Genomic DNA, 12,137 nt, shown 5'->3' with positions numbered 1-12,137 from the left:
TAAGCGATCTGCCCGATCCCGCTCCGCAATCGCGCGCCGGTTTTGGGATAATGGCATAAGCGATGTTGGGCTTAACTGCCCCGAACGCGACGCGCTTGGGAGAAGCGATCATGGCCGCCGAGACACCTTTGTGGACCCCGACGCAGGACCAGGTCGACGCAGCACCGATGACGGCTTTCCTGAAGGCTGCGGCGGTCAAGGCGGACGCATCCTTCTCCAGCTATGCGCAGCTCCATCGCTGGTCGATCGACGATCGTGAGGCGTTCTGGAGCCTGGTGTGGGATTTCTTCGATCTTGTAGGCGACAAGGGCGAGACTGTGCTCGTCGACGGCGACAGGATGCCGGGCGCCGCCTTCTTCCCCGATGCGACGCTGAATTTCGCCGAGAACCTTTTGAAGAAGAGCGGCAGCGGACCGGCCATCGTCTTTCGCGGCGAGGATAAGGTCGAGCGCAGGCTCTCCTGGAACGAGTTGCGCGCGCTGACATCGCGGCTGCAGCAGCTCTTCCTGTCGCTTGGCGTGAAGGCCGGTGATCGCATCGCCGCCATGATGCCCAATATGCCCGAGACCGTGGCCGCTATGCTGGCGGCAAGCTCGATCGGCGCCGTCTGGTCTTCCTGTTCCCCCGACTTCGGCGAACAGGGCGTGCTCGACCGCTTCGGCCAGATCGAGCCGGTCGTCTTCATCGCGCCGGACGGCTACTGGTATAACGGCAAGGCGATCGAGGTCGCCGACAAGGTCCGTGCGGTGGCGGAAAAGCTGACGAGCCTGCGCAAAGTGCTGATCGTCGACTATCTCGGCACCTCGGCAGATGTCGCCGCCACCATCGACAAGGCAACGGCGCTGGAAGAGGCGCTCGCGCCCTTTGCCCCCAAGACGCTTTCCTTCGAGCGGCTGCCTTTCGCTCATCCGCTCTACATCCTGTTCTCGTCGGGCACGACCGGCATTCCGAAATGCATCGTGCATTCGGCCGGCGGCACGCTGATCCAGCACGTCAAGGAGCATCGTCTGCATGCCGGCCTAGTCGACGGCGATCGCTTCTTCTATTTCACCACCTGCGGCTGGATGATGTGGAACTGGCTGGTCTCGGGCCTCGCCTCCGGTGCAACGCTGTTGCTCTATGACGGCTCGCCTTTCTATCCCGACGGCAATGCGCTGTTCGACTTCGCCGATGCCGAGCAGATGACCTTTTTCGGCACCTCGGCGAAGTTCATCGATTCTGTCCGCAAGGCTGGCCTGAAGCCGATGGCGAGCCATGATCTGTCCACCGTGCGCGCCATCTCCTCGACCGGCTCGCCGCTGTCGCCGGAGGATTTCCGCTTCGTCTACGACGGCATCAAGAAGGACGTGCATCTGGCCTCGGTTTCCGGTGGCACGGATATCGTCTCCTGCTTCGTGCTCGGCGTGCCGATCGAGCCGGTGTGGACCGGCGAGATCCAGGGACCCGGCCTTGGGCTGGCCGTCGATGTCTGGGACGACGACGGCAAGCCGATCCGCCAGGAGAAGGGCGAACTGGTCTGCACTAAGGCCTTTCCGTCGATGCCGATCGGCTTCTGGAACGACCCGGGCGGGAAGAAGTACGCTGCTGCCTATTTCGAGCGCTTCGACAATGTCTGGTGCCATGGCGATTTCGCCGAATGGACGGTGCATGGCGGCATGATCATTCATGGCCGTTCGGATGCCACGCTCAATCCGGGCGGCGTGCGCATCGGCACGGCGGAGATCTACAACCAGGTCGAGCAGATGCCCGAGATCCTCGAAGCGCTGTGCATCGGCCAGGATTTCGACAATGACGTGCGCGTCGTGCTGTTCGTGCGGCTGGCCGCCGGCGTCAGTCTCGACGAGGATCTGGAAAAGCGCATCCGGGCGAAGATCCGCTCGGGCGCCAGCCCGCGCCACGTGCCGGCCAGGATCGTCGCGGTCAGCGACATCCCGCGCACCAAATCCGGCAAGATCACGGAACTCGCCGTGCGCGACGTCGTCCATGGCCGCACTGTCAAGAACAAGGAAGCGCTCGCCAACCCGGAGGCGCTTGAGCTTTTCCGCGACCTGCCGCAACTGGCGAGCTAGTTCGGGATTGGCCGAGGCTTCTCAACTTCGTGTCCCTGGGCGGAGCAGGAGCGAAGCTGCGTCGCGGAGCTGCCGTTAAGGCGTTGCAACAGGACAGAATTCTGCTCCGCTGCGTTTTCGATCGAAGGTAACGGCATGGATCCCAGGGGTGGCATGGATCCTCGGGTCTGCGCCGCGTCGCTTCGCTCTCCTTGCTTCGCCCGTGGATGACGATGGGATGTATGTTTCGGCTAACGTCGAATTTCTGCGAACCCATCAAAATACTCAAATGGCGCATCGGCATGGTAAACAAAATCCTACCGACGAATTTACCTAGATTTCATGGGTGGTACACATTCGTAAATTTTTTTGCGACCCGGTAAGGAGTTGTTAAGGGACGCCCCCGATAGTCGCGAGTAACTTGAGGGAGAAATCCCGTTCCTCGTCCCCTGAGGTTCAGCTCAAGCCCCCGTTGTGACAGCATCCCATTTTCAAGGCGCCCCCTAGGGCGCCTTTTCTTTGGCCGCAGCCTGTCCCTAAACCGCTACTCGGCGAGCACGCGGGTCGAAGGGAAGGCGACTTCGACCAGGGTTCCTTCGCCAGGCGTCGAGGTGATGGTGAAGCGGGCACGGTTCGCCTCCACCATCGCCTTGGTGAGCGGCAGGCCGAGGCCGGTGCCGTCGCCACGTCCGCGCTTCAGCGCATTGATCTGCTTGAACGGCTTCAGCGCCTGTTCGATCTCGGCCGGGGTCATGCCAATGCCGGTGTCGCGCACGCGCATGACGACGTCGCCCGAGACCTCGTAAGCCGTCGACACGATCACCTGTCCGCCGGCCTGCGTGTAGCGGATGGCGTTGGACAGGATGTTGAGCGCGATCTGGCGAACGCTTCTCAAATCCGCCACCACCTCAGGCAGCCGCGAGGAGAAGCTGGAGCGGATGATGACGCGTTCGCGGTTGGCCTGCGGCTGCATCATCGCCACCGTCTCGGCCAGCGTGTCGTTGAGCGACACCGCCTCATAGGCCATCTCCTGCTGTCCGGCCTCTATCTTCGAGATGTCGAGCAGGTCGTTGACGAGGTCGAGCACATGGTTGCCGGAGCGGTTGATGTCGCGCAGATAGTCGCGATAGCGGTCATTGGCGATCGGGCCGAACTTCTCGTCCACCATCAATTCGGAAAAACCGATGATGGCGTTGAGCGGCGTGCGGATCTCGTGGCTGATGCGAGCCAGGAAATCCGTCTTCTGCGAGGAGGCGCGCTCGGCCACCGCGCGCGCTTGCGTCAGGTCTTCCTCGGCCCGCTTCCACTGCGTGATGTCGCGCACCACGGCGCAGAAGCCGCTGTCGCCGGGCAGCCTTCCGATGGTCATGAACAGCGGAATGAAGCGCCCCTGCGCCTCACGGCCGATGACCTCGCGGCCGTCATTCAAGACGCTTGCCACGCCGGGCTCGGAAAGGCCGGCAAGATAGTCGCGCGCCGCGCGCTGGCTCTCGATGGCGAACAGCGATGCGAAGGGCTTGCCGACGACCTCGTCGCTGTCGAAGCCGAACAGCGCTTCCGCCGGCCGGCTGATCGAGCGGATGTTGCCGTCGCGGCCGATCAGCACGACGCCGTCAGTCGCGGTGTCGATGATGGTGCGCATCTCGGAGATCCGCGACTTCAGCTCCGGCACGTCCGGCTGCAATGCCGGTTCGTCGTTCGCGGCGCTGAAATGCGCCGCATCGTCCTCGCCGGAGCGACGCACCACCAGCATCAGCGCCTTGCCTTCGCGCCACGGCACCGACCGCAGCAACGCGTCGATCGGAAACTCCTGGCCCTGGCGAGTCTTGAGCTTCAGCGAGCGGTCGCTTTCGTCCGTGGCGCCGTCATCGGCGTAGGGGTCGGCAAAGAGCGCGCCCAGCCCGCCGGCGTCGGCGAGGTCGTCCACAGCGTCGTAGCCGGTGAGCTCGAGGAAGGCTTCGTTGGCATAGTGCAACACATCGCCCGAATGGATAAGCAGCGGCACCGGCAGCCTGGACAGGATGGCGGTGTCCGGCGCCTTGGTCTCATCGCCGGTGGAAAAGGCCGAGGGCACGAAGCCTTCGAGCTTGAGCGGCGGCACCTGAAGGCGCGGCCGTTCCGGCGAAGCGGCTTCGGGTGCTTCCGGCTGTTTCGCCGTGGCGCCGGCATCCGCATCGGAACCAGCCCAATCCTCATTGTCCTGCGCGTCGCGGAAATCGTCGGCGGTCATGCTGTCGCCGTCCGCAGTCGCGTCAGGCGCCACCTGTACCGGCTCAACGGCAGCGGGTTCGACCGTCTGCGCCACATCCGCTTTCTGGTCGGCAACGGACGCATCAGCGGCGGCGTCCGTAGATTTCTCGCCATCAGCATAGTTGAGCAGCGAGCCGGAAACGGGCGGCGTTGCGCCTTTGTCGGCGGAACTCGTCTGCGTGGCGTCTTCCGCGCCATCGAGCCGTGCCAGATCCTTCTGATCCTCCGCCTCGGTCTGAGCCTCGGCGGTTTCCGCTTCGGTCTCCGTCTCCGAGGCCTTTGCATCGGCCGTGGCTTCCGCCGTCTCGGAGCGTTCAGACTCCGGCGGCAGGGTCACAGGCGATGCGTCAGGCTCGTCCGGCGCCACCCCGGGCCCGGCCGGCTTGGCGTCTTCAATGGCAGCTTCGCTGACTGGCGATTGTGGCGTCTCAACGTCTTCGACAGCAACCGGCTGCTTCTCGGTTTCGGGCACAGGCGGCTCGGCCGGGGCTGAACTGTCTTTGCGCAGCCTTTCGCCGATCTCGCGGAAGGCGCTGCGTTCAAGGACGGAAAGGCCCCTGTCACTTCCCGGCTGCTTGTCATTGGCCGGCTGGCGATGCTCGGCGAGCCTGATCACCTTGTCGGCGAAACGCCGTTCGGGCTGCGGCACGATGGTCAGTGCCGGCACCTCGCCCTGGAACGGATCCTTAGGCTTCGACGGCTCCGCTGTCGGCGGCTCCGCCGCCGCAGCCTCATCGGGTGCGCCGGCATTGGGCACCAGCGCCAGGCCGAGCGCCTCCGGGTCGACCACGGCGTCGGCGCTGCGCGCGACGCCGAAACCGCGAAACCCTTCGAAGGCGCGGCTGCGGCCATAAACAGGCAATGCCGCCAGATCGACCGGGATCTTGAGATCGGTGCCGGCCACCGGCCACAGCACCGAGCGGCCCGACCAGGTGTCGCGCCGTTCGAGCAGGCCTGCGATCTCGCCGGAGGGGTCGAGGCCGAAAGTCGTGGCGACGTCCTTGAAGCGGCGGCCGATCACATCGGCGGCCGGCCGACCGACGATGTCGGCGAATTCCGGCGACAGCGCGCTGAACTTGCCCTCGGCGTCGGTGCGCCAGACGAATCGCAACGGCGCCGCCGAGCGATCGATGTTGCGCTGCGCGACCGGCTGAGTTGGCGCCCTGATTTCGGCGATCTTCTGGGGAACTTCGGCTTCAGCAGCTTCGGCCGGCTCGATCTCGGCCGACCGCTGCGCCTGATCGGCCTCGTCGTCACCGGAATGAAAATACCAGTGATCGTGCTGGCCCGGGTCGGTACTCACGGCCTGCTGGCCGGGCTCGGCGGCGTTGGCCTGATCGATCGATGCCTGCGGTTGGTCGGCCGGGATCTGGCTTGCCTCGGCGGGGCTTGCGCTGTCTTCGGAAGGAGCTTCCTCCGGCTGCGCGGTGTCAGCCGTGGGCTGCGGTTCCTCGGCGGGCTGAGCGTCGACCTGAGGCGCCTCCGCGACGGCCTCGGCCTGTCCGCTGGCCGCAGGCGGCGGGCTGTTGTCCTGTATGGCCTCGTGTTCAATAGTCGGCAGGGTGGGCGCGGCAGCCGCTATCTGAACATCGGCCTGATCGCCCTCGGCTGAGGGCTCGCTTTCATGGCTTTCGGCGTCCTCAAGCTGGCTCTCGTCGATCACCACCAGCAGATGGCGTGTATCGGTGAGGCGTGCAAAGCCGGCCGGGTAGGCGGTGCTGGCGCCGGGAACGAGCCGCTTGACGACGCGGTCGCCACTGCTTGCCACATCCGCAACCAGGGCAGCCAGTGTTTCCGGTTTGATGCCGAGCGCGGCAAATCCGTCCGATGCCGCCTCGGCTTGGCCTTGCGCATCGACGAAGGCGATGAAATGTCCGGCCTCGGTGAAACCGCCAATGGCGCGGCTGGTGATTTCGGCCGCGCTGCGCGAGCTGGTCTGTGCCGCCGGCACGGCCAGCATGATCGCCTTTTCGCCGTCCGGCATCGTCACCGCACTGGCCAGGAAGCCGACGGCGCGGCTCACCATGCCAGTGGCGAGCCTTACCATGATGGAGCGGTCGCTGCCGATGTCGGGAAAACCGCTGGTCGCCATGATCTGCCGCCGGGCAATCAGCGGCAGCCCTGCGGATGCGCCGATGATGGCTTCGATATCTGGATAGCCGAACACGGCCGCCCCCGGGCCGTTCGCCCAGATCACCTGTTCGAGGTCCGCCGACAGGATGGCCAAAGCGTCGCCGGCGGCAAAGCGCTGGCGCACCGCGTCGAGCACGGCAACGTCGAGGAAGGAGTAGTTTTCAGGCGGCATGCGCAGGCCAACCCTCCGAAGCAGGCATTTCAGTTAACACTTTGTTAATAAAAGCCCGCGGCCGGAAGGTCCACAAGCTGGGCGGTTTAACGGTCGAAATCTCTGGGCTCGTGGTTAACGGCGCTGTTGGATGACGTCGGGGAAGATTTTATGGTGCAGTGCAACAAAGATGTTGCAACGCACAAAAAAACCTCTATATTGCCATCATACATGAACGAGACGGCTTTCTGTCAAAGCCGCTACCTGAAAAGGTTGGAAAATGTCCAAGACCACCACTAAGACCGCCGAGACCATCGAAAACGTTGAATTCCCGAGCTTCGATGCTTCCAAAGCCACCGACCAGATCCGCGCCTTCGCCGAGAAGGGCGTTGAGCAGTCGAAGGAAGCCTATGCCAAGCTGAAGACCGGCGCCGAGGAGACCCAGAAGGTTCTGGAGTCGACCTTCGAGACCGCCAAGACCGTTTCCAACGACGTTTCGCTCAAGACCATCGCCGTGCTGCGCTCAATTTCGAAGCCGGCTTCTCGCATCTCGAAGCCCTGATCGGCGCCAAGTCGCTGTCGGAAGTCGTCGAGCTGCAGACCTCTTTCCTGCGCAAGCGCGTCGAGACGGCTGTCGAGCAAGCCAAGGAACTCCAGACCATTGCTTCCAAGGCGGTCGAGGATGTCTCCAAGCCTGCCAAGACCGCTTTCGAAAAGGCGATCAAGGACGTCAAGGCTGCCTAATTTAAGCGCACAACCCTGCGATGCATCAAAACGTCGCATTTCATCAGACAAATAGGTGCGATAGGGTTGAGTAACCAGATACCCGGAAATGGAACCTCCTCCCTCCGTTTCCGGGTGACCAGCCAGCACCTCCTCCCGCTGGCTCGTAACAGGAAAAGGCCGGCACCTCCTCCCGCCGGCCTTTTCTTTTGCCTTTTCTCAGGGCGCGATGCGGACAACCTGTCCTTTGCCAAATCAAGGGCCTTGAATTAAAATCCGATAGCCCGTATTGGACGCGTCGCCGACGACAGAGCGGATATCGGAGACTTACACCGCGATCCTTCTCAGGCAGACGTGCCGTTGTAGCTCAGATGGTTAGAGCGCCGGATTGTGGATCCGGAGGTCGCTGGTTCGATCCCAGCCAACGGTACCATCGGCCCCATCAAGTGTCTGAATTTGTTGGTGAATTTCGTCCTTTGGCCGAAATTTGCATCACAATAGGTAGCACAATTTGGTAGCCCAAACGGTGATTGCCGGGCACGGACAGTGACACCAACCCATTGATATCAAGAGCTTTTTGCGACTGCACGACGATCATAGACGGAAACCGTCGGGTTACTTGGGAAGTAAAATCAAACCGGAATCGCCCAGGCAGGCGGATGCTGAGTTCAGCTTGTATGCAGATCCGGTCCCGATAGTCGTGGGCGGCCGGAACGCCCTGGAAAGGCTGCGTGCCTAGCGCGCTTGTGCCTTTTTGAAATCGGCATGCCGGGAGGCGCTGGCCATACGGGTGATCGCGGCCGATCGGGCGGCTGCCGCCTTGTCAACGTCGCGCTAGGTCCCAGTTACCATCGCTACATCCTGGATGATTGTTTGGCGCTGCGCGAGCGTGAGCACGCGGAATTCAGCGACCGTCTCCAAGAAGCCAATGGCATATGGATTTGATCTTGTATCTGGCTGCCGACGGTCCGCCAAAAAAGCGAAAGACTGCGATGCTCGTTTCGGCCGGCCCGATTTGCGTTGCATCAAAGCTTACCGCGGTTGCCAAGCCTAGAATGCCAGCCGGCTCGTGTCAGCGATGGTCCACACAGCAGTTGGGATACCTGTGAAACGTCGATAAAGGGCCGAAACGGACCCAGTCCTCCGGCTAGATACAGTCGCTCGGGATTGGACAGCTCGAGCCAGGAAATCAGAGGAATGTGGAATGGACGACCGTACGAGAAAGGCGACTGAGACGAAGCGTCTATCCAGGCAGGAGTTACACGATATCGACGCCTATTGGCGTGCCGCCAACTATCTGACGATCGGGCAGATTTATTTGCTCGACAATCCGCTGCTGCGCGAACCGCTTCGCCTCGATCATGTCAAGCCGCGGCTGCTTGGCCATTGGGGAACATCGCCTGGGCTCAGCTTTATCTACGCCCATCTCAACCGCGCCATCCGGCAGCGCGACGCCAACGTCATTTATGTTTGCGGCCCCGGCCATGGCGGACCCGCCATGGTGGCGAACACCTATCTCGAGGGCACCTACAGCGAAGTCAACCCGGACATCTCGCTGGACGAAAGCGGCATGAAGAAGCTGTTCCGCCAATTCTCGTTTCCAGGCGGCATCCCCAGCCATGCAGCGCCGGATGTTCCCGGATCGATCCACGAGGGCGGAGAGTTAGGTTATTCGCTCTCCCACGCCTATGGCGCGGCGTTCGACAACCCGGACCTGATCGTCGCCTGCGTGGTCGGCGACGGCGAGGCGGAAACCGGACCGCTTGCCACGGCCTGGCATTCCAACAAGTTCCTCAACCCGGTACGCGACGGCGCCGTGCTGCCGATCCTGCATCTCAATGGCTACAAGATCGCCAATCCGACCATCCTCGCCCGTATCCCCGAAGAGGAATTGCGCGCCCTGTTCGTCGGTTACGGCTACGAGCCGCTGTTCGTCGAGGGCCACGAACCGGCATTGATGCATGAGAAGATGGCGGTCGCGCTCGACGATGCTCTGGATCGCATCGAGGAGATCCAGGCGGCGGCTCGCGAAGACGGCGCGTCTGCGCAGTCTCGGCCGAGATGGCCGATGATAGTGCTGCGCAGCCCGAAGGGCTGGACAGGCCCCAAGGAGGTCGACGGACTGAAGACTGAGGGCTTTTGGCGCTCGCATCAAGTTCCCTTGTCTGGGCTTGCTGAAAATCCCGCACATCTGAAGATGCTGGAGGAATGGCTGCGCAGCTACCGACCTGAAGAACTGTTCGATGCGACGGGTGCGCCAGTGGCCGCGATCCGCGCCACCGCTCCTCAGGAATCAAGGCGCATGAGCGCCAATCCGCATGCCAATGGCGGCCTGCTGCGCCGCTCTCTCGACTTGCCTGGTCTCCACCAGCACGCGATTTCGATCGAGCGTCCCGGAGCCGTGAAGGCCGAGTCGACACGGGTCATGGGTCACTTCCTGCGCGACGTGATGGCGCTCAATCAAGATGCCAGGAACTTCCGCATCGTGGGGCCCGACGAGACGGCGTCAAACCGGCTTCAGGATGTGTTTGAAGTCACCGAGCGCGCCTGGATGGAAGAGATCCTTCCCGAAGACGTTCATCTCGGCCGCGACGGCAAGGTGATCGAGATCCTTTCGAGCACACCTGTCAGGGCTGGCTGGAAGGCTATCTGCTTACCGGCCGGCACGGCTTTTTCTCCTGCTATGAGGCCTTCACCCACATCATCGATTCCATGTTCAACCAGCATGCGAAATGGCTGGACGCCAGCCGCAAGCTGCCTTGGCGACGTCCGGTCTCGTCGCTGAACTATCTGTTGTCGAGCCACGTCTGGCACCAGGAACACAATGGCTTCAGCCACCAGGATCCGGGCTTCATCGACGTTGCCCTGAACAAGAAGGCCGATGTCGTGCGCGTCTACCTGCCGCCGGATGCCAACAGCCTGCTGTGCGTGACCGACCATGTGCTGCAGACCTGGAACCGCATCAACGTCATTGTCGCCGGCAAGGCGCCATCCTGGCAGTGGCTGGCGATGGATGATGCGATCGTTCACTGCAATTCCGGCATTGGCATCTGGGACTGGGCATCGACGGACCATGGTGCCGAGCCAGACGTGGTCATGGCATGCGCCGGCGACGTGCCGACGCTCGAGACGCTTGCCGCCGTCCAGATCCTGAAACAGCATGTGCCAAACCTGAAGATCAGGGTGGTCAACATTGTCGACCTGATGACCCTGCAGCCCAAGGAACATCATCCCCACGGCCTGTCCGACCGCGACTTCGACGCGCTCTTCACGAAGGACAGGCCGGTGATCTTCGCTTATCATGGCTATCCCTGGACCATCCATCGCTTGACCTACCGACGGACCAACCACAACAACATCCATGTGCGCGGCTACAACGAAGAAGGCACGACCACGACGCCTTTCGACATGACCGTCCTTAATGGCCTTGACCGGTATCATCTTGTGCTGAGTGTGCTTGACCGTATCCCGGAGCCGACCGGTGCGCATGTCGCGCTGAAACATGCGATGCAAGGCAAGCTGATCGAACATCGCGCCTATATCCGAGCTCATGGGCAGGACATGCCGGAGATCCTCGGCTGGAAATGGGAATAGCAAGCAATGATGTGGCTGCGTCCCAGATTGTTTGCATCATCTTTTGTCGGACGGCGCATGGGACATGACGAGCATGCGTGATGCGATCCTCGTCCTCAATGGCGGCTCATCAAGCCTGAAGTTCGCGGTCTTCGAAGACCAGTCGGATCTTACTCTTTATTGCGCGGCAGCGTCTCGTCGATCGGGCGACATCCGCGCTTGCGCACCAAGGCCCTCGCAGAGGCTCCTGAAATCGACAGGAGCCTCGGCGAGGGACCAATCGACATCGCCAAGGCATTCTCCGCAGTGGCCTCATTGCTGGCCGATCGCGATTATCTGCGGCGGATCGGCAAGATCGGCCACCGAATCGTTCATGGCGGCCTGGCGTTCGCCGAGGCAGTGCGGCTCGACGCTGACACACTGGCAGCCCTGCACCGGCTTGAGCCGCTCGCGCCGATCCATCAGGCCATCAATCTCGAGATCGTTGCACTGGCGAGCGAGCTGGTGCCGCAAGCCATCCAGGTCGGCTGCTTCGATACGGCATTTCATACAGCGCGGCCGGAGCTTGCCAAGCTCTACGGCCTGCCTCGGGAGATGTCGGAGCAGGGGATCGTTTCCTATGGCTTTCACGGACTATCCTACAGCCACATCGCCGAAAAGCTTCAGGGGCGCTACGACGCCCACGCCGGCGGCCGCGCGATCGTCGCGCACCTTGGCAGTGGAGCCAGCCTGTGCGCCATGCGGGCCGGGGCTAGCGTGGCCACGACCATGGGGTTTTCGACGCTTGATGGTCTCGTCATGAGTACCCGCTGTGGCGCGCTGGATCCGGGCGTGATCCTGCACCTTCTGCGGGAGCGGAAGCTGTCAGGGAGGACCTGACCGACCTACTTTACGAACGTTCCGGCCTGCTGGGCGTGTCCGGCATTTCCGGAGACATGCAAATCTTGCTCGAAGCGAAGGACCCCGCGGCCATCAAGGCTATCGACCTTTTCGTCTATCGTGTTGGGCGAGAGATCGGCTCACTTGTCGCCGCGCTCGGAGGACTCGACACACTGGTGTTCACCGCGGGGATTGGCGAGCACGCGCCGCTGATCCGGCAGAAAATCTGCCAGGCTGCCGAGTGGCTTGGCCTGGAGCTTGATGAAGACCTGAACCGGCGTGGCGATATGCTGGTCAGCGCGGCAACGTCACGTGTCGATATTCTCGTCATTCCTGCCGACGAGCAGCACGCCGTGGCAAGGGAATTGCTTACATTCTGA

4 protein-coding genes, 1 tRNA gene and 2 pseudogenes are annotated in these 12,137 nt (G+C 62.5%); 6 read left to right on the top strand and 1 reads right to left on the bottom strand.

Annotated elements, in window-relative coordinates; all coding sequences use genetic code 11:
* Nucleotides 1-110: 110 nt before the first annotated feature.
* Nucleotides 111-2,069, top strand: coding sequence for an acetoacetate--CoA ligase (locus ACVDG8_RS14160; RefSeq protein WP_447255202.1), 1,959 nt, complete (start codon nucleotides 111-113; stop codon nucleotides 2,067-2,069).
* A gap of 523 nt (nucleotides 2,070-2,592) precedes the next feature.
* Here ACVDG8_RS14160 and ACVDG8_RS14155 read toward each other — a convergent pair.
* On the bottom strand, nucleotides 2,593-6,603 hold the full coding sequence (locus ACVDG8_RS14155; RefSeq protein WP_447255201.1) for a PAS domain S-box protein: 4,011 nt from the start codon (nucleotides 6,601-6,603) through the stop codon (nucleotides 2,593-2,595).
* A gap of 259 nt (nucleotides 6,604-6,862) precedes the next feature.
* On the opposite strand from ACVDG8_RS14155, the pseudogene ACVDG8_RS14150 reads away from it, so the two are divergent.
* The 5 genes and pseudogenes from ACVDG8_RS14150 (at nucleotide 6,863) to ACVDG8_RS14130 (ending at nucleotide 12,137) form a co-directional block, all read left to right on the top strand.
* Nucleotides 6,863-7,326: pseudogene (locus tag ACVDG8_RS14150) on the top strand (phasin).
* A 335-nt stretch (nucleotides 7,327-7,661) separates the two neighbouring features.
* Nucleotides 7,662-7,738 (top strand) — tRNA-His (locus ACVDG8_RS14145).
* Between the two features lie 771 nt (nucleotides 7,739-8,509).
* Nucleotides 8,510-10,899: pseudogene (locus ACVDG8_RS14140) on the top strand (phosphoketolase family protein).
* Nucleotides 10,900-11,097: 198 nt separating this feature from the next.
* Nucleotides 11,098-11,757, top strand: a complete 660-nt coding sequence (locus ACVDG8_RS14135; protein WP_455707756.1) for a hypothetical protein — start codon at nucleotides 11,098-11,100, stop codon at nucleotides 11,755-11,757.
* Between the two features lie 35 nt (nucleotides 11,758-11,792).
* Complete coding sequence (locus ACVDG8_RS14130) at nucleotides 11,793-12,137, top strand: hypothetical protein (RefSeq protein ID WP_455707755.1); 345 nt, start codon at nucleotides 11,793-11,795, stop codon at nucleotides 12,135-12,137.

It is taken from the genome of Mesorhizobium sp. ORM8.1, assembly GCF_053005525.2.
This window is presented reverse-complemented; position numbering and strand designations above follow the sequence as displayed.

Excerpts from the sequence above, each read along its gene's own strand:
- ACVDG8_RS14160 (WP_447255202.1), top strand. The coding sequence starts at position 111 with ATGGCCGCCGAGACACCTTTGTGGACCCCGACGCAGGACCAGGTCGAC.
- ACVDG8_RS14155 (WP_447255201.1), bottom strand. The coding sequence starts at position 6,603 with ATGCCGCCTGAAAACTACTCCTTCCTCGACGTTGCCGTGCTCGACGCG.